Origin of the sequence: Burkholderia sp. (genome assembly GCF_018375725.1) — a bacterium.
Classification (GTDB): domain Bacteria; phylum Pseudomonadota; class Gammaproteobacteria; order Burkholderiales; family Burkholderiaceae; genus Burkholderia.
In genome coordinates, this window is record NZ_JAHACR010000026.1 from 1 (window position 1) to 25,401 (window position 25,401).

25 protein-coding genes and 1 pseudogene are annotated in these 25,401 nt (G+C 67.8%); 12 read left to right on the forward strand and 14 right to left on the reverse strand.

Annotated features, from left to right (window positions below; genetic code table 11):
• Positions 1–25: 25 nt before the first annotated feature.
• Both KH616_RS06160 and tsaE read right to left on the reverse strand, forming a co-directional pair.
• A pseudogene (locus KH616_RS06160) lies at positions 26–1,204 on the reverse strand (N-acetylmuramoyl-L-alanine amidase); the annotation flags it as partial.
• The gene (gene tsaE, locus KH616_RS06165; protein WP_292238018.1) at positions 1,186–1,740 is read right to left on the reverse strand and encodes a tRNA (adenosine(37)-N6)-threonylcarbamoyltransferase complex ATPase subunit type 1 TsaE; all 555 of its coding nucleotides are present in this window, start codon (positions 1,738–1,740) and stop codon (positions 1,186–1,188) included. The pseudogene KH616_RS06160 and the gene tsaE, both read right to left, overlap by 19 nt.
• Positions 1,741–1,757: 17 nt before the next feature.
• Between tsaE and queG the strand changes: the two genes are divergently transcribed.
• The 3 genes from queG to xerD all read left to right on the forward strand — a co-directional run bounded on the left by queG (position 1,758) and on the right by xerD (position 4,586).
• Positions 1,758–2,993, forward strand: coding sequence for a tRNA epoxyqueuosine(34) reductase QueG (gene queG, locus KH616_RS06170; RefSeq protein ID WP_292238019.1), 1,236 nt, complete (start codon positions 1,758–1,760; stop codon positions 2,991–2,993).
• Between the two features lie 175 nt (positions 2,994–3,168).
• Positions 3,169–3,639 carry a methylated-DNA--[protein]-cysteine S-methyltransferase gene (locus KH616_RS06175; protein ID WP_292238020.1) on the forward strand — a complete coding sequence of 157 codons (471 nt, stop codon included), beginning with the start codon at positions 3,169–3,171 and terminating at the stop codon, positions 3,637–3,639.
• Positions 3,636–4,586 carry a site-specific tyrosine recombinase XerD gene (gene xerD, locus KH616_RS06180; protein WP_292238021.1) on the forward strand — a complete coding sequence of 317 codons (951 nt, stop codon included), beginning with the start codon at positions 3,636–3,638 and terminating at the stop codon, positions 4,584–4,586. Before KH616_RS06175 ends, xerD begins: the two co-directional genes overlap by 4 nt.
• Positions 4,587–4,712: 126 nt before the next feature.
• Here the strand turns inward: xerD and KH616_RS06185 are convergent, their stop codons facing one another.
• Complete coding sequence (locus KH616_RS06185) at positions 4,713–6,275, reverse strand: AMP-binding protein (protein WP_292238022.1); 1,563 nt, start codon at positions 6,273–6,275, stop codon at positions 4,713–4,715.
• A gap of 321 nt (positions 6,276–6,596) precedes the next feature.
• Between KH616_RS06185 and KH616_RS06190 the strand changes: the two genes are divergently transcribed.
• Both KH616_RS06190 and plsY read left to right on the forward strand, forming a co-directional pair.
• A complete protein-coding gene (locus KH616_RS06190; protein WP_292238023.1) occupies positions 6,597–7,088 on the forward strand; it encodes an aminoacyl-tRNA deacylase in 492 nt (163 codons plus the stop codon).
• 118 nt (positions 7,089–7,206) lie between these two features.
• Positions 7,207–7,833, forward strand: a complete 627-nt coding sequence (plsY, locus tag KH616_RS06195; protein ID WP_292238024.1) for a glycerol-3-phosphate 1-O-acyltransferase PlsY — start codon at positions 7,207–7,209, stop codon at positions 7,831–7,833.
• Positions 7,834–7,883: 50 nt separating this feature from the next.
• Here the strand turns inward: plsY and KH616_RS06200 are convergent, their stop codons facing one another.
• Positions 7,884–8,369, reverse strand: coding sequence for a YajQ family cyclic di-GMP-binding protein (locus tag KH616_RS06200; RefSeq protein WP_292238025.1), 486 nt, complete (start codon positions 8,367–8,369; stop codon positions 7,884–7,886).
• A gap of 134 nt (positions 8,370–8,503) precedes the next feature.
• On the opposite strand from KH616_RS06200, the gene murB reads away from it, so the two are divergent.
• On the forward strand, positions 8,504–9,547 hold the full coding sequence (murB, locus tag KH616_RS06205; RefSeq protein WP_292238026.1) for a UDP-N-acetylmuramate dehydrogenase: 1,044 nt from the start codon (positions 8,504–8,506) through the stop codon (positions 9,545–9,547).
• A gap of 120 nt (positions 9,548–9,667) precedes the next feature.
• On the opposite strand, the gene argF is transcribed toward murB, so the two are convergent.
• On the reverse strand, positions 9,668–10,597 hold the full coding sequence (gene argF / locus KH616_RS06210; protein WP_292238027.1) for an ornithine carbamoyltransferase: 930 nt from the start codon (positions 10,595–10,597) through the stop codon (positions 9,668–9,670).
• Between the two features lie 390 nt (positions 10,598–10,987).
• On the opposite strand from argF, the gene KH616_RS06215 reads away from it, so the two are divergent.
• Positions 10,988–11,305, forward strand: a complete 318-nt coding sequence (locus KH616_RS06215; protein WP_292238028.1) for a DUF3579 domain-containing protein — start codon at positions 10,988–10,990, stop codon at positions 11,303–11,305.
• A 156-nt stretch (positions 11,306–11,461) separates the two neighbouring features.
• Here KH616_RS06215 and rpsT read toward each other — a convergent pair whose 3' ends face one another.
• A complete protein-coding gene (gene rpsT, locus KH616_RS06220; protein ID WP_292238029.1) occupies positions 11,462–11,734 on the reverse strand; it encodes a 30S ribosomal protein S20 in 273 nt (90 codons plus the stop codon).
• 257 nt (positions 11,735–11,991) lie between these two features.
• Here rpsT and murJ point away from each other — a divergent pair, with 257 nt between their 5' ends.
• Together murJ and KH616_RS06230 are read left to right on the forward strand one after the other, a co-directional pair.
• Entirely contained in the window at positions 11,992–13,587 is a 1,596-nt protein-coding gene (murJ, locus tag KH616_RS06225) for a murein biosynthesis integral membrane protein MurJ (protein ID WP_366834259.1), read from the forward strand.
• Positions 13,588–13,595: 8 nt separating this feature from the next.
• On the forward strand, positions 13,596–14,435 hold the full coding sequence (locus KH616_RS06230; protein WP_292238031.1) for a SirB1 family protein: 840 nt from the start codon (positions 13,596–13,598) through the stop codon (positions 14,433–14,435).
• Between the two features lie 108 nt (positions 14,436–14,543).
• On the opposite strand, the gene KH616_RS06235 is transcribed toward KH616_RS06230, so the two are convergent.
• The 5 genes from KH616_RS06235 to lpxK form a co-directional block, all read right to left on the reverse strand.
• Positions 14,544–15,302 carry a 3-hydroxyacyl-CoA dehydrogenase gene (locus KH616_RS06235; protein WP_292238032.1) on the reverse strand — a complete coding sequence of 253 codons (759 nt, stop codon included), beginning with the start codon at positions 15,300–15,302 and terminating at the stop codon, positions 14,544–14,546.
• 269 nt (positions 15,303–15,571) lie between these two features.
• Positions 15,572–16,234 carry an adenylate kinase gene (gene adk / locus KH616_RS06240; protein WP_292238033.1) on the reverse strand — a complete coding sequence of 221 codons (663 nt, stop codon included), beginning with the start codon at positions 16,232–16,234 and terminating at the stop codon, positions 15,572–15,574.
• Between the two features lie 206 nt (positions 16,235–16,440).
• Entirely contained in the window at positions 16,441–17,232 is a 792-nt protein-coding gene (gene kdsB, locus KH616_RS06245; RefSeq protein WP_292238034.1) for a 3-deoxy-manno-octulosonate cytidylyltransferase, read from the reverse strand.
• Between the two features lie 73 nt (positions 17,233–17,305).
• Complete coding sequence (locus tag KH616_RS06250; RefSeq protein ID WP_017333984.1) at positions 17,306–17,500, reverse strand: Trm112 family protein; 195 nt, start codon at positions 17,498–17,500, stop codon at positions 17,306–17,308.
• On the reverse strand, positions 17,481–18,509 hold the full coding sequence (gene lpxK / locus KH616_RS06255; RefSeq protein ID WP_292238035.1) for a tetraacyldisaccharide 4'-kinase: 1,029 nt from the start codon (positions 18,507–18,509) through the stop codon (positions 17,481–17,483). Before lpxK ends, KH616_RS06250 begins: the two co-directional genes overlap by 20 nt.
• Before the next feature lie 452 nt (positions 18,510–18,961).
• On the opposite strand from lpxK, the gene xseA reads away from it, so the two are divergent.
• Positions 18,962–20,344 (forward strand): exodeoxyribonuclease VII large subunit, encoded by a 1,383-nt coding sequence (gene xseA, locus KH616_RS06260; RefSeq protein WP_292238036.1) that lies wholly within the window; start codon positions 18,962–18,964, stop codon positions 20,342–20,344.
• Positions 20,345–20,503: 159 nt separating this feature from the next.
• A complete protein-coding gene (gene sodB, locus KH616_RS06265) occupies positions 20,504–21,082 on the forward strand; it encodes a superoxide dismutase [Fe] (RefSeq protein WP_292238037.1) in 579 nt (192 codons plus the stop codon).
• Positions 21,083–21,176: 94 nt separating this feature from the next.
• Here sodB and chrA read toward each other — a convergent pair whose 3' ends face one another.
• Positions 21,177–22,379, reverse strand: coding sequence for a chromate efflux transporter (gene chrA, locus KH616_RS06270; RefSeq protein WP_292238038.1), 1,203 nt, complete (start codon positions 22,377–22,379; stop codon positions 21,177–21,179).
• A gap of 82 nt (positions 22,380–22,461) precedes the next feature.
• On the reverse strand, positions 22,462–23,169 hold the full coding sequence (locus tag KH616_RS06275; RefSeq protein WP_292238039.1) for a Crp/Fnr family transcriptional regulator: 708 nt from the start codon (positions 23,167–23,169) through the stop codon (positions 22,462–22,464).
• Between the two features lie 81 nt (positions 23,170–23,250).
• Here KH616_RS06275 and KH616_RS06280 point away from each other — a divergent pair, with 81 nt between their 5' ends.
• Positions 23,251–23,778, forward strand: a complete 528-nt coding sequence (locus KH616_RS06280) for an Mpo1-like protein (protein ID WP_292238040.1) — start codon at positions 23,251–23,253, stop codon at positions 23,776–23,778.
• Between the two features lie 183 nt (positions 23,779–23,961).
• Here KH616_RS06280 and KH616_RS06285 read toward each other — a convergent pair whose 3' ends face one another.
• Positions 23,962–25,236, reverse strand: a complete 1,275-nt coding sequence (locus KH616_RS06285; protein ID WP_292238041.1) for an EAL domain-containing protein — start codon at positions 25,234–25,236, stop codon at positions 23,962–23,964.
• Positions 25,237–25,401 lie beyond the last annotated feature (165 nt).

Genomic DNA, 25,401 nt, shown 5'->3' on the forward strand with positions numbered 1-25,401 from the left:
ATGTTGTGGCGCAGATTTAGTTTTACGACGCGTTTTCCTTGTTCGCGAGCCAGCGGGCCGCGGCGCTCGACGCGCCGTGGTCGGACAGCGCGAACACCGACGAGCCGCGTGCGGACGGCGTCGTGAACGCGTCCGCGTGAATCGACACGAACAGGTCGGCGCCGACGCGCCGCGCCTTCTGCACGCGCACGTTGAGCGGCACGAAGAAGTCGGCGTCGCGCGTCATCATCGCGCGCATGTTCGATGCACCGTCGATCTTCGCGCGAAGCTTCTTCGCGATGTCGAGCGCGATGTGCTTTTCATACGTGCCGTTGCCGCCGATTGCGCCGGGATCCTCGCCGCCATGGCCGGGATCGATCGCGACCGTCAGCAGGCGCACGGTGCCGCCCTTGCCGGACTTCGGCGCGGTGAACGCGTACGTGTCGCTGTCGCCGTCGTCGGTCTCGTTCTTGCGGACGATGACGGGCGGCGGCTTGACGGCGGGCTTGGGCGGTGCGGCATGCGTCCCGGCCGCAGCGGCCGGCGGCGCGTGGGGCGCCGCGGGCGTGTTCTGCGCGAAGCGCTGGAAGAACGCGTCGCTGCCGTCGCCGCCCGGCGCGGGCAGCGTGGTCGGCCCGTTCAGGGCGGTCGGCGGCTGCACCTGCTGCGCGCGCGCCGTTTCATTGAGCTGCTGTTCCTTGCGCTCCGTCTGCGCGATCAGATCCGTCAGCGGATCGGGCGCGACGGCCGGATACAGGTCGAACACGAGCCGGTACTTGTAGGTGCCGACCGGCGGCAGCGTGAATACCTGCGGCTTGACCGAGCCTTTCAGGTCGAACACCATGCGCACGACGTGCGGCTGATACTGGCCGACGCGCACCGTTCTGATCTGCGGATCGTTCGGCGCGATCTTCGAGACGAGGTCGCGCAGCGCCTGGTCGAGCTCGAGGCCGTTCAGGTCGACGACGAGACGGTCGGGGCCTTGCAGCAGTTGCTGGGAATTCTGCAGCGGCTGGTCGGATTCGATCGTCACGCGCGTGTAATCGCGCGCGGGCCACACCCGCACGCCGAGCACCGACGTCGCGTGCGCGAGCCGCGGCATCGCGAGGCCGAGCAGCAGCGTCGACGCGCCGGCGCACAGAATCTGCCGGCGTCGCCAGTTGTGGGTGGCGGTCGCGGCGGATTCGATCGAGCGGAACGGTTTGATCAACATCTTTCGAGACATGCGTTTCCTGAAGCGCTGTAGGCCCGGACGGTGAGGGCGCGGCCGTCGCCGTCCACGTCGAGCGAGAAAACCAGATCGGGCACACCGAGCAGCGTGCCTGCCTGCTGCGGCCATTCGACGAGGCAGATCGCGCTGGAATTGAAGTATTCGCGAAAGCCGGCATCGGACCATTCGGCCGGATCGTTGAAACGATACAGATCGAAGTGATAGACCTCGAGTTCCCCGTCATCGCGTTCGAGCGCGTAAGGCTCGACGAGCGTATAAGTGGGACTGCGCACCCGGCCGCGATGCCCGAGGCCGTGCAGGATCGCGCGCACGAGGGTCGTTTTGCCCGCGCCGAGGTCGCCGACCAGCTGGATCTGCAAGCCGTTGAACGCATGCTCGCGGGTGAGCGCCGCGCGCGCCGCGTCGAGCGCTTGCGCGAAACGCAGGCCGAACGCGTCGGTCGCCGCTTCGTCGGCGAGGGCGAATACGCGTTCCGCGAGCGGCGCGGGCAGCTTCGGGGCGTGTGGCGTGTGGCTGGACGTGGCTGGCATTCTCGTAAAATAGTGCGATGAACCGAATGACGGAACTCGCCGCAACTGACATGCCCTCGACACATGACGAGGGGACGGCGCCGTGCGTCCTCGACGATGCGGCGCTGGCGGCGCTCGCTGCGCGCATCAGGACGTGGGGGCGCGAATTGGGTTTCGGGGCGATCGGCATCAGCGATACCGATCTCTCGGATGCCGAAGCGGGGCTCGCCGCCTGGCTGGAAGCCGGATGCCACGGCGAGATGGATTATATGGCGAAACATGGGATGAAACGCGCGCGGCCGGCCGAACTTGTGTCAGGTACGCGACGTGTGATTTCAGCCCGGCTCGCGTATCTGCCGGCCGGCACGCTCGCGTCCGAAGACGGCGACGATGCGGCATGCGACGCGTCGCCGCGCGACTGGCGCGCGCGGGAGCGGGCGCGGCTCGACGATCCGCAGGCGGCCGTCGTGTCGATCTATGCGCGCGGCCGCGACTATCACAAGGTGTTGCGCAACCGCTTGCAGACGCTCGCCGAGCGCATCGAGCGCGAGATCGGCGCATTCGGCTATCGCGTGTTCACCGATTCCGCGCCGGTGCTCGAAGTCGAGCTGGCGCAGAAGGCGGGCGTCGGCTGGCGCGGCAAGCACACGCTGCTGCTGCAGCGCGACGCCGGCTCGCTGTTTTTCCTCGGCGAGATCTACGTCGACATTCCGCTGCCCACCGATGCGCAGATCGCGCCCGAGGCCGCCCCCGAGACGCCGGGCGCGCATTGCGGAAGCTGCACGCGCTGCATCGATGCCTGTCCGACCGGCGCAATCGTCGCGCCGTACCGCGTAGATGCGCGGCGCTGCATTTCCTATCTGACGATCGAACTGCACGGCAGCATCCCCGAGCCGTTGCGGCCGATGATCGGCAACCGCGTGTACGGCTGCGACGACTGTCAGCTCGTGTGTCCGTGGAACAAGTTCGCGCAGGCGGCGCCCGTCGCCGATTTCGACGTGCGGCACGGGCTCGACCGCGCGACGCTCGTCGAGTTGTTCGGCTGGTGCGCGGAGGCGTTCGATGCGCGGATGCAGGGCAGCGCGATCCGGCGCATCGGCTACGAACGCTGGCTGCGCAATCTCGCGGTCGGCCTCGGCAACGCGCTGCGCGCGCCGGCGGGCCGGCTTGCGCCCGATGCGCGCGACGCGATCATCGCGGCATTGCGCGCGCGTGCCGACGATCCGTCCCCGCTCGTGCGAGAACATGTCGAATGGGCGCTGCGTGCGGCGTGAGGACGGCGTAAAGTGCGGGTTCGATTCGTCAGTCGGATTGGCTGGCGTGCCGTTTGAGGTGAATTCGGTTTTGCGTGGGATCGGAGTCGCTGCTGAAGCGATAACTCGGGTCGACCGCGAAGCATGGGATCCGAGTAATCGCTAAAGCGATAACTCGGGTCGACAGGAGAAAGCAATGTTCAATGCAGTGATCGACGCGCCGTTCGGCAAGGTCGGCATACGCACGGATGAATCGGTGGTACGGGAAATCGTCTATCTGCCCGAATCGGTGCGGAGCATCGATCCGGACACGCCGCTCGCCAAACGCGCGGTGCAGCAGATCGAGCGCTATTTCGAGCGGGCATCGGCGACCTTCGATCTGCCGCTCGCCCAGGTCGGCACCGGCTTCCAGCACCGCGTATGGGATGCGATCCGCGCGATCCCGCCCGGCGTCGTGCTGACGTACGGCCAGGTCGCGAAACAGATCGGCAGCGCGCCCCGCGCCGTCGGGCAGGCATGTGGCGCAAATTACTTCCCGCTGGTCATTCCGTGCCATCGCGTCGTCGCGGCGGGCGGCATCGGCGGCTTCGCGAACCACGACGACGACGGCTATTTCCTCAAGGTCAAGCGCTGGCTGCTCGCACACGAGGGCGTGCCGTACCAATGAGCGAGCCGTTGCTTTCCATGGACGCCGCGCACGATGCAGCCGCGGCGTCGCCCGCGCTGATCGCAAGCCGCGCGTCGATCGATCTGTTTTGCGACGCGATCTGGCTCGAGCATGGTCTCGCGCGCAATACACTCGATGCGTACCGCCGCGATCTGACGCTGCTTTCGCAGTGGCTGGCCGACACGCACGACGCGCCGCTCGATGCCGCCGACGAGACGATGGTGACGGCATATATCACCGCACGCAGCGATGGCAAGGCGACATCGTTGAACCGGCGTCTGTCGGTGTTCCGTCGCTATTACGGCTGGGCGGTGCGGGAGCGTCGCGCGGCGGCCGATCCGACGTTGCGCATCACGTCCGCGAAGGAGGCGGCGCGCGTGCCTGCGACGCTGTCCGAGGCGCAGGTCGAGGCGCTGCTCGGCGCACCGGACGTCGAGACGCCGCTCGGATTGCGCGATCGCACGATGCTCGAGCTGATGTACGCGAGCGGGTTGCGCGTGAGCGAACTCGTGACGCTGAAGACGGTCGAGGTCGGCCTCAACGAGGGCGTCGTGCGCGTGATGGGCAAGGGCGCGAAAGAACGGCTCGTGCCGTTCGGCGAAGTCGCGTACGGCTGGATCGAGCGTTATCTGCGCAGCGCGCGGCCCGCGCTGCTCGGTGCGCGGGCCGCCGATGCGCTGTTCGTGACCGCTCGCGGCGAGGGCATGACGCGTCAGCAGTTCTGGAACATCATCAAGCGTCACGCGCAGCAGGCGGACATCCGTGCGCACCTGTCGCCGCACACGCTGCGTCATGCATTCGCGACGCATCTGCTGAACCACGGCGCCGACCTGCGCGTGGTGCAACTGCTCCTCGGGCACAGCGATATCTCGACGACGCAGATCTATACGCACGTCGCGCGCGAACGCCTGAAGTCGCTGCATGCGCATCACCACCCGCGCGGCTGACGCGGGCGGTGCGCGTGGTTGCCGGCGATCGAACGCCGCGACGTGCGGTAGCGTCGGCTGTGGCAGGCACGGCGACGTGCAGCCACACGCGCACATGAACCCGCGGCATCCGGGTTCGCGCGCGGCTCAGGTGAGTTCGCGCAACTTGTGCTTGAGCACCTTGCCGGTCGATGCGGACGGCAGTGCGTCGAGCACGCGGATGCGTGCCGGGCGCTTGTACGGCGCGAGCCGTGCCGCGCACCATGCGTGCAGCGTGTCCTCGGTGGCCGTCGCGCCCGGCGCCAGTTCGACGAACGCGAGCACGTCCTCGTTTCCCTCCACCGCGCGTCCCACCACGGCGGCCTGCACGACGTCCGGATGCGCATTCAATACCTGCTCGACTTCGACCGGATACACGTTGAAGCCCGAGTGGATGATCAGCTCCTTGCTGCGTCCGGCGATCGTCACCGCACCGTCGGCGTCCTGCCGCGCAAGATCGCCGGTCTTCAGCCAGCCGTCCGGCGTCACGGCCGCACGGGTCGCATCCGCGTTCCGGTAATAGCCGAGCATCACGTTCGGCCCGCGCACCCGGATTTCGCCGATTTCACCCGGCGTCACCTCCCGTCCGTCCGGCGCGACGATCCGCAACTCGACGCCGGGAATCGGCAGGCCGACCGAGCAGTCGCTGCGCGGTGCATCGAGCGGGGTCTGCGTGATCGTCGGGCTGCTTTCGGTCATCCCGTAGCCGTTGTGCAGCGGCAGGCCATACAGGCGTTCGACGCGCGCCTTGAGGTCGGCGTCGAGCGGCGAGCCGCCCGAATACACGAACCGCAGGCGTGGCGCGTGCCATGCGTGGCCGTGCGTGCGCAGATGGTCGAGCAGCTTCGCGTGCATCGCGGGCACGCCCTGGAAGATCGTGATGTCTTCGTGCGCGAGCGCGACGCGCACGGCTTCGGGGGCGAAGCGCGGCACCAGCCGCAGCGTGGCGCCCGCATACAGGCTGCCGAGGCAGACCGACGCGAGACCGTACACGTGCGACACGGGCAGCACCGTGTAGACGACGTCGTCAGGCGTCACGCGCCGCAGCGTGCTCGAGATCGCCGCGATGAACAGCAGATTGCGATGCGACAGCATCACGCCCTTCGGCGTGCCCGTGGTGCCGGTCGTGTAGATCAGCGCCGCGCATTGCGCCGCGCCGTCGGCTGCCACCGGTTCGCCGGGCGCGTCGGCGTCGACACGGTACGACCATGTCCCGATATCGACCGCAAGCGCGGGCGCGGCGGTCGCGCCGTGCCGCGCGGCGTGGGCGCGTGCGTCCGCCGAGGTCTCGTCGACGAACGCGATCAGCTTCGGGCGCGCATGATCGGCGATCGCATCCAGTTCCACGGGCGACAGCCGCGCGTTCGACACCAGCGCCCATGCGTCGAGGCGCGCCGCGGCGAACAGCAGCACGATCTGCGCGACGCTGTTCTCCGCGACGATCATCACCCGGTCGCCGCCGCGTACGCCGCAGCCGGCGAGATGCGCGGCGGCCGCCTCGACCGCGCGCGCCAGCTCGCTGTACGACAGGCGGCGCGCGTCTTCGATCAGCGCCGGCCGGTCGGGGGCCTGGGCCGCCCAGCGAGCAGGAACGTCGGCGATCCGGCCGGGCAGGGCGGCCAGCAGCGCGTCGATGTCGAGCGGGGCGGATGGGGGAATGGGCGAGGTCATGGCGTTTCCTGAATGGGAGCCGGGGGAAAATCGCGGCGGCGCGATGCTGGCGAATGATCGTGCCATGCCGCAGCGCGGGCCACAATCGAGCGCGTGGTCAGTCGCGAGTCGCGCTGCGTGAATCTGCGCCATGATGCCCGGATCGGGGCCGGGCCGCCGCGACGCGCGCCGGATGCCGTGGCCGCCGGCGGGATGCCGAAACGGGACGGCGAGTATACCTCCGGCGGGCGGCGCGGTCGGCGCGGGCAGCGTGGCCGGCGCGACCGGGCGGGCAACCCGGCCGCGCGGCGGTGCGCCGCCATTCCCCATTAAAATGCCGCCATGAGCAAATCCAGACACGTATCCGAAACGCCTGCGACCCAGATGCTGCGTCGCCACGGCGTCACGTTCGGCGAACATCCGTACGATTACGTCGATCACGGCGGCACCGGCGAATCGTCGCGCCAGCTCGGCGTCGACGAGCATGCGGTCGTGAAGACGCTGGTGATGGAGGACGAGCATGCGAAGCCGCTGATCGTGCTGATGCACGGCGATCGCACGGTGTCGACGAAGAACCTCGCGCGCCAGATCGGCGTAAAGCGCATCGAGCCGTGCAAGCCCGAGATCGCGAACCGCCATTCAGGCTACCTCGTCGGCGGCACGTCGCCGTTCGGCACGCGCAAGACGATGCCGGTCTACGTCGAGTCGACGATCCTCGAATTACCGACGATCTACCTGAACGGCGGTCGTCGCGGCTACCTCGTCAGCCTCGCGCCGTCCGTGCTGACGACGCTGCTCGGCGCGCAGCCGGTGCAGTGCGCGAGCGTCGACTGAGGGTTTCACCTTCGCTGCACCCCGCGCGGCTTCGGTAGAATGAGCGCCGCTTCGGCCTGCCGCGGATATCGCGCGCGGCCGTCCGTTCCATCGATACGTTGAAAGAAGAGTCCTCCGCATGCAGATCCTGCTCGTCACCCTCGCTGCCTACCTGATCGGCTCGGTGTCGTTTGCCGTCGTCGTCAGTGCCGCGATGGGCCTGGCCGACCCCCGCTCGTACGGTTCGAAGAATCCCGGCGCCACCAACGTGCTGCGCAGCGGCAACAAGAAGGCGGCCATCCTGACGCTGGTCGGCGACGCGTTCAAGGGCTGGCTCGCCGTCTGGCTCGTCAAGCGCTTCGGCTTCGGCGACGTCGCGGTTGCATGGGCGGCGATCGCCGTGTTCCTCGGTCACCTGTATCCGGTGTTCTTCCGCTTCCAGGGCGGCAAGGGCGTCGCGACGGCCGCCGGCGTGCTGCTCGCCGTGCATCCGGTGCTCGGGCTCGCGACCGCGCTGACCTGGCTCATCGTCGCGTTCTTCTTCCGCTATTCGTCGCTGGCGGCGCTCGTCGCGGCCGTGTTCGCGCCCGTATTCGACGTATTCCTGTTCGGCACGCACGGCAATCCGGTCGCGTGGGCGGTGCTGGCAATGAGCGTGCTGCTCGTATGGCGTCACCGCAGCAACATCTCGAAGCTGCTGGCGGGGCAGGAAAGCCGGATCGGGGACAAGAAGAAGGCGCCCGCGAACGGCAACGGGCAGGCCTGAGGCAGGATGCGCCGGGCGCGCGCGGCGGCCCGGCGGAGAGACGCGACGAATCAGTCGCGGAAGTTGTTGAAGTCGAGCGGGGTGTCGGTCACGTCCTTGCGCAGCATCGCGATCACGTTCTGCAGATCGTCGCGCTTCGCACCCGCCACGCGCACCGCGTCGCCCTGGATGCTGGCCTGCACCTTGATCTTGCTGTCCTTGACCAGTTTCACGATCTTCTTCGCGAGATCGCCGGTCACGCCCTTCTTGATCGTCACGACCTGCTTGACCTTGTCGCCGCCGATTTTCTCGACCTTGCCGTAGTCGAGGAAGCGCACGTCGACGTTGCGCTTGGCCATCTTGCCGATCAGCACGTCCTTGACCTGGCCGAGCTTGAAGTCGTCGTCGGCGAACAGCGTCAGTTCGCGGTCCTTCTGCTCGACGCGTGCGTCGGAGCCCTTGAAGTCGAAGCGCGTCGAAATTTCCTTGTTCGACTGCTCGATGGCGTTCTTCACTTCGATCATGTTCGCTTCGCTAACGACGTCGAACGATGGCATGGCATTCTCCCTGTAAACGCGCGAACCCGGCTGGCGCGCGGGCACTCGCTATAATTGCGGACTGTTTGCCATTTTACCGGCGCCCCCCCATTTGCCCAAGGCCGCCCGCGCGCGGCCCGGCCGCATGACCGTCATTGCCGATGCTTTCAGCCGATTCCTCCCTGTCGCTGCTTCCCGATCATCCGCTGCGCAACACGTTCGGTTTCGACGTGAAGGCGCGCGTCGCCGCGCGTGTCACGTGCGCGGCGCAGTTCGCGGCGCTCCATCGCGACGCGCGCGTCGCGAACCTGCCGGTCCTCGTGCTCGGCGGCGGCAGCAATGTCGTGTTCACGCGTGATTTCGACGGCCTCGTGCTGCTCGACGAGATCGCCGGCCGCCAGGTCGTACGCGAGGACGACGACGCGTGGTACGTCGAGGCGGGCGGCGGCGAGAACTGGCACGCCTTCGTCGCGTGGACGCTCGAAAACGGGATGCCGGGCCTCGAGAACCTCGCGCTGATTCCGGGTACGGTCGGCGCGGCGCCGATCCAGAACATCGGCGCGTACGGGCTCGAGATGAGGACGTATTTCGATTCGCTCGTCGCGGTCGAACTGGCGACGGGCCGCAGCGAACGCTTCGACGCCGCACACTGCGCGTTCGGCTATCGCGACAGTTTTTTCAAGCGTGAAGGGCGCGGACGGTTCGCGATCGCATCGGTGACATTCCGTCTGCCGAAACGCTGGACGCCGCGGCTCGCCTACGCCGACGTCACGCGCGAACTCGACGCACGCGGCATCGCACCCGATGCGGCAACACCGCGCGACGTATTCGACGCGGTCGTCGCGATCCGTCGCGCGAAGCTGCCCGATCCGCTCGTGCTGGGCAATGCGGGCAGTTTCTTCAAGAATCCGGTGATCGATGCCGGGCCATTCGATGCACTGCGTGCGCGGGCGCCCGACGTCGTGTCGTATCCGCAGCCGGACGGGCGGGTGAAGCTTGCCGCCGGCTGGCTGATCGACCGCTGCGGCTGGAAAGGACGCGCGCTTGGCAACGCGGCCGTGCACGACCGGCAGGCGCTCGTGCTCGTCAATCGTGGCGGCGCGACGGGCGCGGAGGTACTCGCGCTCGCGCGGGCGATCCAGGACGACGTGCGCGAGCGGTTCGGCGTCGAGCTGGAGCCGGAACCGGTGTGTCTGTGAATCGGGCCTGACACCGGGACGACCTTGCCGGGCGCGCGTAGCCGGATCGGATCGTGCCGCGGCCGGGACAAATAAAAACGCCGATCGGGCGATCGGCGTTTTCCTCGAATGCGGCGCGGGTCAGTGCTGCAACCGGCCGAGCAGCAGGAACTCCATCAGCGCCTTCTGCACGTGCAGGCGGTTTTCCGCCTCGTCCCACACGACGCTCTGCGGCCCGTCGATCACGCCGGCCGTCACTTCCTCGCCACGATGCGCGGGCAGGCAGTGCATGAAGAGCGCGTCGGGGTTGGCGTGCCCCATCATTTCCTCGTCGACGCACCAGTCGGCAAACGCCTTCATGCGCGCTTCGTTCTCGGCCTCGAAGCCCATGCTCGTCCATACGTCGGTCGTCACGAGATCGGCGCCCTTGCACGCTTCGTTCGGATCGTCGAAGACTTCGTAGAACGGCGCGCTATCCGGCGCGACGAGCTTCATGTCGAGCGTATAGCCCGGCGGCGTCGACAGGCGGAGCTTGAAGCCGAGGATCTGCGCGGCCTGGATCCACGTGTACAGCATGTTGTTCGCATCGCCGACCCACGCGACCGTCTTGCCGCGAATCGGGCCGCGGTGTTCGTAATACGTGAAGATGTCGGCGAGCACCTGGCACGGGTGATATTCGTTCGTCAGGCCGTTGATCACCGGCACGCGCGAGTTTTCCGCGAAGCGCTGGATGATGTCCTGTTCGAACGTGCGGATCATGATGATGTCGACCATCCGCGAGATCACCTGCGCGGAATCCTCGACCGGCTCGCCGCGGCCGAGCTGCGTGTCGCGGGTGCTCATGAACACGGCGTGGCCGCCGAGCTGGAAGATGCCGGCTTCGAACGACAGGCGCGTGCGCGTCGAACTCTTCTCGAAGATCATCGCGAGCGTGCGGTCGTGCAGCGGATGGTAGGTCTCGTAGTTCTTGAACTTGCGCTTCAGGATACCCGTGCGTTCGAGCACGTACTCGTAGTCTTCCAGCGAGAAATCCTTGAACTGCAGGTAGTGACGAATGGTTTTGGCGGTCATGAAACAAGATACGGCGGAATTCGACCGGCCGTCTGGCCGGACGGCGCCGCCGTCGGATGTGGATAACTCAAAGCAGCATAAAGGATTTTTCCCGCTTTGACGAGCCGGGTCGCCGGCCGGACACGTGCCGAGGCGAGGGAGGAAGCAGGGCGCGAGACGCCGCGCGATGGCGCGCTGCGGTATAATTCCGCGGCTTTCTCAAGCCCGGCGGTCAAGCGTCATGACGGGTCTGCCGGATACATGCCGTGCGCTGCACAATTTCAGTGCAGCGCACCGCGCAGATTGCGCCGGCAGCCCGCTTGCGGGTGTCCGGGCGTCGTTTTCCGGTTTGTGTTCGTATGTCCAGGCGGCATCGCCTGTGTACTGCCAGGCTGTCACTTGGGTAACCACATGGCTGAAACCCCCTCGACCGAATACTTCATTCAGGGCATCACGAAAGATGGGAAAAAGTTTCGGCCGAGCGATTGGTCGGAGCGCTTGGCTGGTGTGATGTCTTGCTTCGGGCCGGGCGCGAGCGGGCCGAATGCGCGGCTCCAGTACTCGCTATATGTACGCCCGACGCTGCTGGGCGACACGAAATGCGTGATCCTCGATTCCCGTCTGCGCGACGTCGAGCCGATGGCCTTCGACTTTGTGATGAACTTCGCGAAAGACAACCACCTTGTCGTCACCGAGGCATGCGAATTGCCCGACTACGAGAAGAAGTGAGCGCGGGATAGCGCGCGTGCCGCGCTGGCCTGCTCCGGGCGCACGGGGCGGGGAGGCGCTGGCGACACCGGAATGCAAAACAAAAAGCCCGCGGATGCGGGCTTTTTGTCGATCGCAGAAGACAGGTGCGCCCGCGCGGTGACGGGCGCGCCGGCCTTACGCTGCTGCCTGCAGGCCCTTGACGGCTGCGGCGAGGCGGCTCTTGCTGCGAGCGGCCTTGTTCTTGTGCACGATCTTCTTGTCGGCGATCGTGTCGATCGTCTTCGTAGCGGCCTTGAACAGCTCGGCAGCCTTTGCCTGGTCGCCGGCTTCGATTGCCTTGCGAACGGCCTTGATCGCGGTACGGAATTTCGAGCGCAGCGCCGAGTTGTGCGAATTTGCCTTCGCGGCCTGGCGGGCGCGCTTGCGTGCTTGTGCGGAGTTAGCCATGACGGTTCCTTATCCTGTCCTGTTTCCAGAGCTTGGAGCCTGACGGCCAAGCGCTGCTTTTCGATCCGTCCCCTGAGAACGATTGCTCAGGGGCGCATAAAAAAACGTGAGTTTTAACCGAGGCCGAGACATGGAAACGGCATGCGCCGCACATGTAACAGGCTCAGAAACCGGCGATTATAGCAACAAAATCAAGCGAGTGGCAAGCCGGCGATGCACGGGGTCGAGGCGGGGATGTCGGCGGCACGCTTTTCGGCCTGCGGCCGTGCCGTGCCGCACAACGTCCGTATAATAAGCGCCCCATGAATCTATTCCGAGCCCTGCTGACGGTCAGCGGCTTCACGCTGCTGTCGCGCGTGACCGGACTGGCCCGCGAGACGCTGATCGCGCGAGCGTTCGGCGCCAGTCAATATACCGACGCGTTCTACGTCGCATTCCGCATTCCGAACCTGTTGCGCCGCCTGTCTGCCGAAGGGGCATTTTCGCAGGCGTTCGTGCCGATCCTCGCCGAATTCAAGAACCAGCAGGGGCACGACGCGACGAAGGCGCTCGTCAACGCGATGTCGACCGTGCTCGCCTGGGTGCTGGCGGGGCTGTCGGTCGCCGGGGTCGCCGCCGCGTCGTGGGTCGTGTACGCGGTCGCGTCGGGGCTGCGCACCGACGGCCAGGCGTTCCCGCTTGCCGTCGCGATGACGCAGATCATGTTCCCGTACATCGTGTTCATCTCGCTGACGACGCTTGCGTCCGGCGTGCTGAATACCTACAAGCGTTTCTCGCTGCCCGCGTTCGCGCCGGTGCTGCTCAACGTGGCGTTCATCGTCGCGGCCGTATTCGTCGCGCCGTACCTGAAAGTGCCCGTGTACGCGCTTGCATGGGCGGTGATCGCCGGCGGCGTGCTGCAGTTCGCCGTGCAGTTGCCGGGCCTGCGCAAGATCGACATGGTGCCGCGGATCGGCCTGAACCCGCTGCGCGCGCTGCGGCATCCGGGCGTCAAGCGCGTGCTCGCGAAGATGGTGCCGGCGACCTTCGCGGTGTCCGTCGCCCAGCTGTCGCTCATCATCAATACGAACATTGCGTCGCGGCTCGGGCAGGGCGCGGTGTCGTGGATCAACTACGCCGACCGGCTGATGGAATTCCCGACCGCGCTGCTCGGCGTGGCGCTCGGCACGATCCTGCTGCCGAGCCTGTCGAAGGCGCACGTCGACGCGGATGCGACCGAGTATTCGGCATTGCTCGACTGGGGGCTGCGCGTCACGTTCCTGCTCGCCGCGCCGAGCGCGCTCGCGCTCTTTTTCTTCGCCGCGCCGCTGACCGCGACGCTGTTCAACTACGGCAAGTTCGATGCGCATACGGTCACGATGGTCGCGCGCGCACTGGCGACGTACGGAATCGGCCTCGTCGGCATCATCCTGATCAAGATTCTCGCGCCGGGCTTCTATGCGAAGCAGGACATCAAGACGCCGGTGAAGATCGCGGTCGGCGTGCTCGTCGTCACGCAATTGTCGAACTACGTGTTCGTGCCGATGATCGGCCACGCGGGCCTTACCCTCAGCATCGGCGTCGGCGCATGCCTGAACTCGCTGCTGCTGTTCCTCGGCTTGCGGCGCCGCGGCATCTATCTGCCGTCGCCGGGGTGGACACGGTTCTTCGCGCAGCTTGCCGGTGCGTCCCTCGTGCTCGCCGGCACCATGCACTGGTTCGCGATCAGCTTCGACTGGACCGGGCTGCGCACGCAACCGCTCGCGCGTATCGCGCTGATGGCGGCGTGCCTCGTGCTGTTTGCTGCACTATATTTCGGTATGTTGTGGGTGATGGGCTTCAAATACGCTTACTTCAGAAGGCGCGCCAAGTGACGAATGTGATGACCCGCGTCCTCGATTATTTCGGCACGCTGGTGGCGGACGACGACAGTCTGCCCGTCACCGAAACCGCGCTGTCGCTGGCGCAGGATGCGTACCCCGATCTCGACCTGCAAGGGACGCTCGCCGAGCTGGACGTGCTTGCGATGCGGCTGCGCCGGCGGCTGTCCGGCGAGCCGGATCTCAGGGACAAGGTCGTTGCGCTGAACGACTTCTTTTTCCGCGAGCTGGGTTTCGCCTGCAACCACAACGATTACTACGATCCGGACAACAGCCACCTGAACGTCGTGCTGAAGCGCCGGCGGGGGATCCCCATCTCGCTGGCGGTGCTGTACCTGGAACTCGCCGAGCAGCTGGGCGTGCCGGCGCGCGGCGTATCGTTTCCCGGCCATTTCCTGCTGCGCGTCACGCTGTCCGATGGCGAGCTGATCATCGATCCGACCAACGGCCATTCGCTGTCCGAAAGCGAGATGGTCGAGATGCTGGAACCGTATGTCGCACGTGCGGCCGGCGCGGTCGACAGCGCATTGCGTGCGCTGCTGCGGCCGGCGACGAGCCGCGAGATCATTGCGCGGATGCTGCGCAACCTGAAGACGATCTATTTGCAGACGGAACGTTGGCAACGGCTGCTCGCGGTGCAGCAGCGGCTCGTGATCCTGCTGCCGGGGCACCTCGACGAGGTGCGCGACCGCGGCTTTGCATACGCGCGGCTCGATTATCTGCGGCCGGCGATCGAGGATCTCGAGCACTATATCGGCGAGCGGCCGGATGCCGACGATGCCGGCGTCGTCGAGGCGCAACTCGCCGAGTTGCGGCAGCGGATGCTGCGCGGCGACGACTGAGCGGCAACCACTGAGCGGCGGCCGGCCGCGCCGGGCAGGAGATGAAACGCCCGCGATGCGCTGTGCGCACATCGCGGGCGTTGTCGCATGTGCCGATGCCGTGCCGGTTTACTTCGGCTGCATCCGGATCGCGCCGTCGAGGCGGATCACTTCGCCGTTGAGCATCGGATTCTCGATGATCTGCCGGACGAGCATCGCGTACTCGGCCGGTTTGCCGAGCCGCGGCGGGAACGGCACCATCGCGCCGAGCGCGTCCTGCACGTCCTTCGGCATGCCGAGCAGCATCGGCGTCTCGAAGAGGCCGGGCGCGATCGTCATCACGCGGATCGCATTGCGCGACAGGTCGCGCGCGATCGGCAGCGTCATGCCGGCGACGCCGGCCTTCGATGCGGCGTAGGCGGCCTGCCCGATCTGGCCGTCGAAGGCCGCGACCGACGCGGTGCTGATGATCACGCCGCGCTCGCCGTCTGCATTCGGCGCGTTCGCGCTCATCGCCGCCGCCGCGAGACGGATCATGTTGAAGGTGCCGACCAGGTTGACGTTGATCGTCTTCGCGAACACGTCGAGCGGGTGGGGGCCCTCCTTGCCGACCGTTTTCACGGCGGGCGCGATGCCCGCACAGTTCACGAGGCCGCGCAGCGTGCCGGCGTGCGTCGCCGCGTCGACGGCCGCCTGCGCATCTTCCTCGCGCGACACGTCGCATCGGACGAAAGCACCGCCCAGTTCGTGGGCGAGCGCTTCGCCCGCCGCTTCGTTCAGGTCGGCCAGCACGACCTTGCCGCCTTCCCGGGCCAGCATCCGGGCGGTGCCGGCACCGAGTCCCGATGCGCCGCCCGTGATCAGAAAGACGTTGCCGCGAATATCCATGTATGTCTCCGGTGTCTGCCGCGACCAGATACCGGCCGGCGTCGGCGCTATTGCGCGCCGGCGCCGGCCTTATGCCTCGTACGCTGGTCACAGGCCAAGCTGTTGATCGGAATGCCGGCGCGCAGACGCACCGGTCGGACGTAATCGATGCGCTGATTGTACGGGCGGCGGTACGCCGGCGTGCTCAATCGAACGATCGTGCCAAAGTGGCCGGCACAAAAAAAACCGCCCGAAAGGGCGGTTTCTTGTCGGCGATTGCCGTGCTGCGCTTACTTCAGCGCGGCGAACGCACGCTCGCGGATTTCATCGACCGTGCCGAGGCCGGAGATCTTGCGGTACGCGGGCGCCTTCAGGCCGTTTTCCTCGCCGCGCGTCGCCCAGTCGCCGTAGTAGGTGATGAGCGGCTTGGTCTGCGCGTCGTACACCTCGAGGCGCTTCTTGACCGTTTCTTCCTTGTCGTCGTCGCGCTGAACCAGCGGTTCGCCCGTCACGTCGTCCTTGCCTTCCACCTTCGGCGGATTGAACTTGACGTGATAGGTGCGGCCCGACGCCGGGTGCGTGCGGCGGCCGCTCATGCGCTCGATGATTTCCGAGAACGGCACGTCGATTTCCAGCACGTAGTCGATTGCCACGCCGGCATCCTTCATCGCATCGGCCTGCGCGATCGTGCGCGGGAAGCCGTCGAACAGGTAGCCGTTCGCGCAGTCCGCTTCCTTCAGGCGCTCCTTGACGAGACCGATGATCAGCGAATCCGGCACGAGCTTGCCTTCATCCATGTAGTGCTTTGCTTCGACGCCGAGCGGGGTGCCGGCCTTGACCGCCGCGCGCAGCATGTCGCCCGTCGAAATTTGCGGGATGCCGAACTTTTCCTTGATGAAGTTTGCCTGGGTGCCTTTTCCCGCGCCGGGCGCGCCCAACAGGATCAAACGCATGGTGATCTCTCCAGTATGTAAATTCGTGTGGCGAGGCATAGAGGCTCGGCGATGTCGTGCGCGGTGGCTTGCCTGGCACGCGGCGGGACCGGTCTGACACGGCGCGTCGGAACAGCGACGCGCGGCTGCCGGCATGGCTGCGGCGGGGGCAAGCGGAGGTGCGCAGATCGCGGACGGCTCGCACAACCGCCCGATTATGCCACGGGTTATTTTGAATCCGGCCGAAAAAGGGCCTGCACTCGCTCGAGATCCGCCGGTGTATCGACGCCGGCTTCTGGCGCGCGCTCGGTCGTCAGGACGGCGATGCGCTCGCCGTGCCACATCGCGCGCAGCTGTTCGAGCTGCTCGGCCTGCTCGATCGGCGCCTGCGCGAGCGACGGGTAGGTGCGCAGGAAACGCGCACGGTAGGCATAGAGTCCGATGTGCCGATACACCGGAAACGCAGGCGCAGGCATGGCTGCGACGTCGGGCCAGTGCGGCTGGTACGCGTCGCGGCACCATGGAATCGGCGCGCGCGAGAAGTACATCGCGACGCTTTGCGCGTCGAGCGCGACCTTCACGATGTTCGGGTTGAACACGTCGGCTGCCGTGTGGATCGGATGCGCGGCGGTGGCGATCGCACACGCCGGGTGGGCGGCGAGATGTGACGCTACGTCGCATACGAGCGCCGGGTCGATCAGCGGTTCGTCGCCCTGCACGTTGACGACGATCGTGTCGTCGCTCCAGCCGAAATGCGCGGCGACTTCGGCGAGACGGTCGGTGCCGGACGGATGGTCGGCGCGCGTGAGCACCGCCTCGAAGCCGTGCGACAGCGCCGCATCGAGTACGCTTTGCGCATCGGATGCGACCAGCACCTGCTGCGCGCCCGCTTCGCGCGCCCGTTCGGCGACGCGCACCACCATCGGCTTGCCGCCGAGGTCGGCGAGCGGCTTGTTCGGGAGCCGGGTCGAGGCGAGCCGGGCAGGAATGACGGCGATGAAAGGCGGCGGGTTGGGCATCGTGCGGGGGAATCGTGTGAGGGAAGCGGCGGGCGGCGCGGTTGCGGCGCCCGCTGGCCGGCCGAAGCGGGCTTTAGCGGCCGGCCGGATCGACCGGCGTGCCTTCGACGGTCTGGCGCGCTTCGTCGACCAGCATGACGGGGATGCCGTCGCGGATCGGATAGGCGAGCTTGTCGGCGTTGCAGATCAGTTCCTGCGCGGCGCGGTCATAGTGGAGCGGGCCTTTGCAAACAGGGCACACAAGGATTTCAAGCAGGCGAGCGTCCACGGAGTTTCTCCACAACGAGGGCAATGAGGCGAGGATCGAGCGCGGCTTCGACCGGGACAACCCAGATTCGAGCGTCGCGCCAGGAAGCGCCCAATTTTACTGCATCCTTCTCGGTGATCAGGATCGCATCCGCGCGATCGTCGACGAACGGGTTGTCGGCGAACGCATAGTGATCCGGCAGCGCGCGCGTCGCCGGGGCCAGGCCCGCGGCTCGCAGCGTCGCGAAGAAGCGCTCCGGGGCGCCGATGCCGGCCGCCGCGAGCACATGCTCGCCGCCGAACTGCGCGAGCGGGCGTCGTCGCGCGGGCTGGTCGAGATGCCAGGCGTCGCCGGGCGCGAGCGCGAGCGCGAATGTGTCGGGCCACGGCGGCAGCGCACCGCTGTACGGGTCGTTGATGAGCGTGGCATCGCGGTGCCGCGACAGCGGCTCACGCAGCGGGCCGGCCGGCAGGAGGAAGCCGTTGCCGCCGAGCCGGTGATCGAACACGACGAGTTCGACCGTGCGCGCGAGACGATAGTGCTGCAGCCCGTCGTCGCTGACGATCACGTCGACGCGCGGGTTCGCGGCGCGCAGCGCCTGTGCGGCGGCGACGCGGTCGGGGCACACCCAGACCGGCGCGCCGGTGCGACGCGCGATCAGCAGCGGCTCGTCGCCGGCCTCGCTCGCGCGCGACGCCGGTGTCACGGCGGCCGGCGCCTTGACGTTCGCGCCGTAACCGCGCGACACGACGCCGGGCGTGAAACCGGCCGCGCGCAGCGCATCGACGAGCGCGATCACGGTCGGGGTCTTGCCGGTGCCGCCGACGGTCACGTTGCCGACCACGACGACGGGCACGCCGACGTCGACCGGCTTCTTCCATCCTTGCGCGTAGGCGGCGCGCCGCAGTGCCGCGCACGCACCGAACACGCCGGCCAGCGGCGTGAGTGCCCAGGCGAGGGCGCCGCGGCGCTGCCATTCGCGGGTCAGGCGCGCTTCGAGGCGCGCGAGCAGGCCGTCGGGCGCGCTCATCGTGCGGGACGCGGCGCGTGCGGCGCCGCGGCGTTGGACGGGTTCGTCAAGGCAGTCACTCCGTTGTTGCAGCGCAAGCCGCACATTCTGCGGAAGGCGGCACTCTAGCGCGCCGCAAGCCACCGCGGCAAGGGTCGCCGGGCGCCAGCCGCTGAATGTCCCGACGATTCACGCCTGTGGATAACTCTGTGAAAAAACCTGCGTCCGATGGTCGCACATGCCCGTCCGGCGGGCCTCGAATCGGATGAGAATCATTTCGGAAGATTGAAAACATTATAAAAATCAATGCATTGCAATCAATTGTCTGGGTTTTTGCGGGGTTTTCCGGACTTTTTTTCAGGAGATTGCGCGGGTGTGGACACTTTTCACTTTGTGCAATGCGGGCGGCGCGCCGCTGGACGCCGCACTGATGTCGGACTATCGTGTCGCGGCCTCCCATCATCCGACCGTCCATGCTTTCCGACTCCTCCTTTGCCGCGCCGGGCGCGATGCGCGGCGGCGACGACGTGATTCCCGTCTCGGCGCTGAACCGCGCGATTTCGACGATGCTCGAACGTACGTTCCCGCTGATGTGGATCGCGGGCGAAGTATCGAACTTCACGCGTGCCGCGAGCGGCCACTGGTATTTCTCGATCAAGGACGCGCAGGCGCAGATGCGCTGCGTGATGTTTCGCGGCCGTGCGCAGCATGCGGAGTTCACGCCGCGCGAGGGCGACAAGATCGAGGTGCGCGCCGTCGTGACGATGTATGAGCCGCGCGGCGAGGTGCAGCTCGGCGTCGAGGCGATCCGGCGCACCGGGCAGGGGCGGCTCTACGAAGCCTTCCTCAGGCTCAAGGCGCAACTCGAGGCTGAAGGCTTGTTTGCGCCCGAGCGCAAGCGGCCGCTGCCTGCGCATCCGCGCGCGATCGGCATCGTCACGTCGCTGCAGGCCGCCGCGCTGCGCGATGTGCTGACGACGCTCGCGCGCCGCGCACCGCATGTCCCGGTCATCGTCTATCCGGCGCCCGTGCAGGGCGCGGGCGCGGCCGAGAAGCTGGCGGCGGCCGTGCAGACCGCGAACGCGCGCAACGAAGTCGATGTGCTGCTCGTGTGCCGCGGCGGCGGTTCGATCGAGGATCTCTGGTCGTTCAACGACGAAGGGCTCGCGCGCGCGATCGCGGCGAGCGCGCTGCCCGTCGTCAGCGGCGTCGGGCACGAAACCGATTTCACGATCGCGGATTTCGCGGCGGACGTGCGCGCGCCGACGCCGACCGGCGCGGCCGAGCTGGCGAGCCCGCAGCGCGCGCTGCTGCTGCGCGAGGTGAGCGACCGGCAGGGCGCGCTCGCGCGCGGGATGCGGCGCACGCTGGAACAGCGCGCGCAGCAACTCGACTGGCTCGCGCGCCGGCTCGTCAGTCCGGCCGAGCGGTTGCAGCGCCAGCGCACGCACGTCGATCAGCTTGCGGTGCGCCTCGCGTCGGCGGCGGCGCGGCCGGTGCGCGACGCGCGCGCCCGTTTCGCGCTCGCGCAGTTGCGCTGGCAGCGCGCGCGGCCCGATGTGATGCATGCGCGCCAGACGCTGACCGGACTGTCGCAGCGCCTCGCGCTCGCGCTGCAGCGGCGTTACGAGCGTGATACCGCGCGCGTGGCCGCATGCGCCGCGCGGCTCGAGGTCCTGAGTCCGCAGCGCACGCTGGAGCGGGGTTACGCGGCGCTGATCGATACGCAAACGGGCCGGGCGGTGCGCGCGCCGAGCGCGCTGAAGCCGCAACGGCGGTTGACCGTGCATCTCGCCGAAGGCTCGGCGGACGTGTCGCTCGCCGATGTGCAGCCGCGCCTGCCGGATGCGTTCTGACGGCGAGCGCGATGCCGGAGCGGCGCCGCGCGAACGCCGGTTTGACGCATACCGCAGAGAATGTCCGGTGAGTTTGCGGGGTTATTCGTCCTCGCCTACAATCGAACGCTCGGCAGCAATCAACACAGCCTCCCTACATACTCAACGAAGGAATTCGCCATGGCTCATACGCTCCCGCCGCTCCCGTACGCTGAAGACGCCCTCGCACCGTACATCTCGCTCGAGACGATCCAGTACCACTACGGCAAGCATCACCAGGCTTATGTGACGAACCTGAACAACCTGATCCCCGGCACGGAATTCGAAAACATGCCGCTGGAAGAGATCGTGAAGAAGTCGTCGGGCGGCATCTTCAACAACGCCGCGCAAGTCTGGAACCACACGTTCTTCTGGAACAGCCTGTCGCCGAACGGCGGCGGCGCACCGTCGGGCGCGCTCGGCGACGCCATCAACGCGAAGTGGGGTTCGTTCGACGCGTTCAAGGAAGCGTTCGCGAAGGCGGCAGTCGGCACGTTCGGCTCGGGCTGGGCATGGCTCGTGAAGAAGGCGGACGGTTCGCTCGACATCGTGTCGACGAGCAACGCCGCGACGCCGCTGACGACCGCCGACAAGGCGCTGCTGACGATCGACGTGTGGGAGCACGCGTACTACATCGACTACCGCAACGCACGTCCGAAGTTCGTCGAAGCGTTCTGGAACATCGCGAACTGGGATTTCGCCGCGAAGAACTTCGCGTAAGCGATTCCACGCAGCGCGGCGGTCAGCGCCGCCGCGCATGCCCCAAGCCCCGGCTCCGGCAACGGACCGGGGCTTGTGCTTTTCGGCTGGCGCGTCAGTGTCCGGCGAGGCCGCCCGCGATGCTCGCCGCCACGACGACCGCCCACGGCGGCGCGCGCCAGAACGTCAGCGCGACGAAGGCGACGAGCGCCGCGCCGAAATCGCGCGGTGAAACGATCGCGCGGGTCCAGACCGGCTGATACAGCGCGGCGAGGAGCAGCCCGACCACCGCCGCGTTGATGCCCGCGAGCGCCGCCTGCATCCGCGCGCTGCGGCGCAGATGTTCCCAGAACGGCACCGTGCCCGCGACAAGCAGGAACGACGGCGCGAAGATCGCGAGTAGCGCGACGACGCCGCCGAGCCAGCCGGTCGGCGCGATGCGCAGCGATGCACCGAGAAATACCGCGAACGTCGAGAGCGGCCCCGGCAGCGCCTGCGCGGCGCCATATCCGGCGAGGAAGGTCGAATCGGCGACCCAGCCTGGTGCGACGACGGCCGCTTGCAGCAGCGGCAGCACGACGTGTCCGCCGCCGAATACCAGGGCGCCGCTGCGGAAGAACGCGTCGATCATCGCGAGCGCGCTCGACTGCAACGCAGTGGCGGCGAGCGGCAGGCCGGCGAGCAAGGCGGCGAACAGCGCGAGCCACAGCGCGCCGGCGCGGCGCGATATGCCGATCGGCAACGGTTCGTGCGCGACGCGCGGCGGCTGAGGCAACCACGCCAGCCCGGCGATGCCGGCCGCGGCGATCACCGCGACCTGGGTCCACGCGGCCGGCGCCAGCAATGCGACGCATGCGGCCGCGGCCATCATCGTGACGCGGCGCGCATCGGGACACAGGCTGCGCGCCATGCCCCACACCGCCTGCGCAATCACCGCGACCGACACGATCTTCAGGCCGTGCAGCGCACCGGCGGCGAGCGGCGCGTCCATGCCGTGAATGCCGAACGCGAACAGCAACATCAGGATCGCGGATGGCAGCGTGAAGCCGAGCCATGCGGCCAGCATGCCCGCATAGCCGGCGCGCGCGAGTCCGATCGCCATGCCTACCTGGCTGCTCGCCGGCCCGGGAAGAAACTGGCAGAGGCCGACGAGATCCGCGTAGCTGCGCTCCGTCAGCCAGCGACGCCGCGTGACGAACTCTTCGCGGAAGTAGCCGAGATGCGCGACCGGTCCGCCGAACGACGTGAGGCCGAGCCGCAGGAAGGCCGCGAAGATGGGCCAAGGGTTGCGCGAAGGTGAGAGGGTCGAGATGCTCAAGGCGCGTCGAGTCGTGAGGGCGGAGCCGCCACGATAGCGCAACGCGTGGCCGGCGTGTACGGCGGGGCGGCGTCGCGGCCGTTCATGCCGGCGGGCTCGGCAATCCGCTCGCGCGGCGCAGCGCGCCGATGTCGACGAGTTCGATTGCGCCGACGTGGAGCCGCACGATCCCGTCGGCTTCGAGCGATTTCAGCAGCTGGTTCGTGGTCTGGCGCGTGAGCGACAGCATCGCGGCGAGCTTTTCCTGCGACAGCCGGATCCGCGTGCGGCCGGCGCTGATGCCGCCGTAGCCGTCGGCAATCATGAGCAGACGCGCGGCAAGCCGCTGCGCGGCCGGCATCACGCTCATCGCCTCGACGGTCAGGAAGCTGAGCCGCAGCTTCTGTGCCATCAGCAGCGCGAATTGCCGCCAATGCTGCGGTGTCGCGTCGAGCAGCGCGAGCAATGCCGGCTGCGGGATGTGCAGCAGCAGCGCATCCTCGAGCGCGATCGCGTCGTGCGTGCGTGGCAGGCCGTCGAACAGCGCGATCTCGCCGAACCATGTGATCGGCCCGGCGATCGTCAGGAGCACTTCCTTGCCCTGCGCGTCCACCGCGCCTATCGTGAGGGAACCGCTCAGCACCGCATAGAGCCCGCACGGCGGATCGCCCCGGCGGAACAGCGCGTGTCCGGCCGGCAGACGGCGCAATATGGCGTGCGACAGCAGATCCGCGCGCAGCGTGGGCGGCAGCGCGGCAAACCACGGCTGCGCGTCGATGTGCGGCTGGTAGCGGGCGAGCGTCGGGTGCATGGCGGCGCGATGTCGGGTAGCCGACAGAGGGAGCGGGGCGAGACGGGCATCATAGCGTGCATCGAACGACGAGGAGACGCCATGAAAGCGCTCGAGGATCATCTCGCGCAGTACGCGGCTTACCATCGCGATGCGCGCAACATCGCGACGCATCTGGTCGGTATTCCGCTGATCGTATTCGCGGTCGAAGTGTTGCTGTCGCGGCCCGCGATCGGCGCGGCGGCGGGCGTCGCATTGACGCCGGCGCTGCTGCTGACGATCGCGTTCGCCACGTTCTATCTGCGCCTCGACCGGCGTTTCGGCGCAGTGATGACCGTGCTGTTCGCGCTCGGCCTGTGGGCCGGGCAGACGCTCGCCGCGTTGCCGACCGCGACATGGCTCGGCATCGGGATCGGCGCGTTCGTCGTCGGCTGGATCGTGCAGTTCGTCGGGCACTACTTCGAGGGACGCAAACCCGCGTTCGTCGACGATCTCGTCGGCCTGATGGTCGGGCCGCTGTTCGTCGTTGCGGAGCTCGCGTTCTTCGCGGGGCTGCGCGGCGAGGTGCGGCGAAGGGTCGAGGAGCGCGCGGGGCCGGTGCGCGGCGGCACGCATGACGCGCACGTCTGAGCGCGGACGCCTGTTATCCCCCGCTCGACGCAGGCCGGATGCACGCGGCGCCCGGTGGCGGCGTGCAGATCGTCGGCGCATGAAGGTGTCAGCGCGTCGTCCGGCAAGCGCGTGCGCCGGCTGATCGTCCGCAAGCCGGATCATGCCGGCGAGCCGCCGCCGTCGGCGTGACGGGCGCTCCGGTCAGTTGCGGTGGACCGCGGCTTCCCAGTTGATGTCGACGCAAAGCACCTGCATTCCGCTCGCGGCAGGCGCCGCGATCGATGCGGTGACGCACAGGTGCGCTTCGTTGATCGACAGGTAGGGCGGTGTCAGATGAGCGCGGCCCGGCGTACGCATCGCCTGGATGAAGTACGGGCGGCGTTCCCAGCTCGCGCCTTCGGAATGCAGCAGCGGACGGAAGCGTTTCGCGCGTTGCGAGACGCTGCCGCACGGCAGCACGTTGTCGCCGATCTGCCGGCCCGACGCATCGAGCAGAAAGCAGCGCGCGGTTTCCGGCAGCCCGAGCAGCGTAGCGGCCGCCTGTGTGAGCGGGTTGCCCGCGGCGATCTTCTCGCTGGCTTCCGCGAGCGCGGCGACATAGGGGGCGAGCCGCGCCGCCTGCATGCGTTCGCGTTCCGCGACACGCAGACGCAGCGCGGCGGACAATCTGTCCATGCAGCCCGCCGCGGCTTGCGGCTGGACCGGCTCGACGCTCGGGCCGGCGAAGTATTGTCCCTGCACGAAATCGACGTCGCATTCGAGCGCGATCAGCGCGTCGCGCTCGTTCGAGATGCCGCCCATCAGCACGAGCTGGCCGGATTCGTGCAGCAGCGACACGAGGCCCGGCAGCACGCGCTCAAGGTGCGAGTGCTCGCTCGCCTGCGCGAGGATGCCGCGGTCGAGCGTGACGATATCGGGATGCAGATGCCAGACGCGGTCGATGTTCGAATGCTTCGCGCCGAAGCCGCCGAGCGCGATCAGGAAGCCCGCCTTGCGCAAGCCGTCGACGATCGCGGCATAGCGCGGCGTCTCGCCGCCCGCCTGCTCGGGGACTTCGAGCACCACCCGGTGCGGCGGCAGTCCGAGCGCTTTCAGGTTCGCGAGCAGCGCGTCGCCATAGACGGTATCCATCAGCGCGGCGGGATGCAGGCTCAGGAAGAGCCATTCGTCGTGACTGTCGAACGCGTGGAAATTGCCCAGATGCAGCGATTCGGCGAGCCGGCCGAGCTCGAGCAGATCGCCGCGCCGCGCGGCCTGCGTGAACACCTCGTGCGACGCCACCTGGCTGCCTTCCTCGCCGTGCGCACGCAGGGAGGCGTGATAGCCGATCGCGCGCCGGTGCGAGACGGAAAAGACCGGCTGGAACACGCTGAACACGGTGTAGCCGCCATACAGCACGGTACGCCGGTTGCCGTCGTCGCCGGCGACGGGGCGGGGCGGTTGAAAGCCGGGGGGATCGATGTCGATCATGCTCATGATGTCGGCCGAGGAGAGGGCTGCCAGTTTACCTACAGAATAGGCGAGCAAGAAGCGTGCGCAACCGCGCGGCCCGTACGGCGGGGCGCCGCGGCGCGCGCGGCGGCAAAGCTGCACCGCCATGGTGCGCCGCGTGGCGGTGCCCGGCCCGATCCGGGGCGCAGG

What these genes read in the sequence shown, in the direction of transcription:
- tsaE (WP_292238018.1), bottom strand. Translation starts at nt 1,740, where the DNA reads ATGCCAGCCACGTCCAGCCACACGCCACACGCCCCGAAGCTGCCCGCG.
- queG (WP_292238019.1), top strand. Translation starts at nt 1,758, where the DNA reads ATGAACCGAATGACGGAACTCGCCGCAACTGACATGCCCTCGACACAT.
- KH616_RS06175 (WP_292238020.1), top strand. Translation starts at nt 3,169, where the DNA reads ATGTTCAATGCAGTGATCGACGCGCCGTTCGGCAAGGTCGGCATACGC.
- xerD (WP_292238021.1), top strand. Translation starts at nt 3,636, where the DNA reads ATGAGCGAGCCGTTGCTTTCCATGGACGCCGCGCACGATGCAGCCGCG.
- KH616_RS06185 (WP_292238022.1), bottom strand. Translation starts at nt 6,275, where the DNA reads ATGACCTCGCCCATTCCCCCATCCGCCCCGCTCGACATCGACGCGCTG.
- KH616_RS06190 (WP_292238023.1), top strand. Translation starts at nt 6,597, where the DNA reads ATGAGCAAATCCAGACACGTATCCGAAACGCCTGCGACCCAGATGCTG.
- plsY (WP_292238024.1), top strand. Translation starts at nt 7,207, where the DNA reads ATGCAGATCCTGCTCGTCACCCTCGCTGCCTACCTGATCGGCTCGGTG.
- KH616_RS06200 (WP_292238025.1), bottom strand. Translation starts at nt 8,369, where the DNA reads ATGCCATCGTTCGACGTCGTTAGCGAAGCGAACATGATCGAAGTGAAG.
- argF (WP_292238027.1), bottom strand. Translation starts at nt 10,597, where the DNA reads ATGACCGCCAAAACCATTCGTCACTACCTGCAGTTCAAGGATTTCTCG.
- KH616_RS06215 (WP_292238028.1), top strand. Translation starts at nt 10,988, where the DNA reads ATGGCTGAAACCCCCTCGACCGAATACTTCATTCAGGGCATCACGAAA.
- rpsT (WP_292238029.1), bottom strand. Translation starts at nt 11,734, where the DNA reads ATGGCTAACTCCGCACAAGCACGCAAGCGCGCCCGCCAGGCCGCGAAG.
- KH616_RS06230 (WP_292238031.1), top strand. Translation starts at nt 13,596, where the DNA reads ATGACCCGCGTCCTCGATTATTTCGGCACGCTGGTGGCGGACGACGAC.
- KH616_RS06235 (WP_292238032.1), bottom strand. Translation starts at nt 15,302, where the DNA reads ATGGATATTCGCGGCAACGTCTTTCTGATCACGGGCGGCGCATCGGGA.
- adk (WP_292238033.1), bottom strand. Translation starts at nt 16,234, where the DNA reads ATGCGTTTGATCCTGTTGGGCGCGCCCGGCGCGGGAAAAGGCACCCAG.
- kdsB (WP_292238034.1), bottom strand. Translation starts at nt 17,232, where the DNA reads ATGCCCAACCCGCCGCCTTTCATCGCCGTCATTCCTGCCCGGCTCGCC.
- lpxK (WP_292238035.1), bottom strand. Translation starts at nt 18,509, where the DNA reads ATGAGCGCGCCCGACGGCCTGCTCGCGCGCCTCGAAGCGCGCCTGACC.
- xseA (WP_292238036.1), top strand. Translation starts at nt 18,962, where the DNA reads ATGCTTTCCGACTCCTCCTTTGCCGCGCCGGGCGCGATGCGCGGCGGC.
- sodB (WP_292238037.1), top strand. Translation starts at nt 20,504, where the DNA reads ATGGCTCATACGCTCCCGCCGCTCCCGTACGCTGAAGACGCCCTCGCA.
- KH616_RS06275 (WP_292238039.1), bottom strand. Translation starts at nt 23,169, where the DNA reads ATGCACCCGACGCTCGCCCGCTACCAGCCGCACATCGACGCGCAGCCG.
- KH616_RS06280 (WP_292238040.1), top strand. Translation starts at nt 23,251, where the DNA reads ATGAAAGCGCTCGAGGATCATCTCGCGCAGTACGCGGCTTACCATCGC.
- KH616_RS06285 (WP_292238041.1), bottom strand. Translation starts at nt 25,236, where the DNA reads ATGAGCATGATCGACATCGATCCCCCCGGCTTTCAACCGCCCCGCCCC.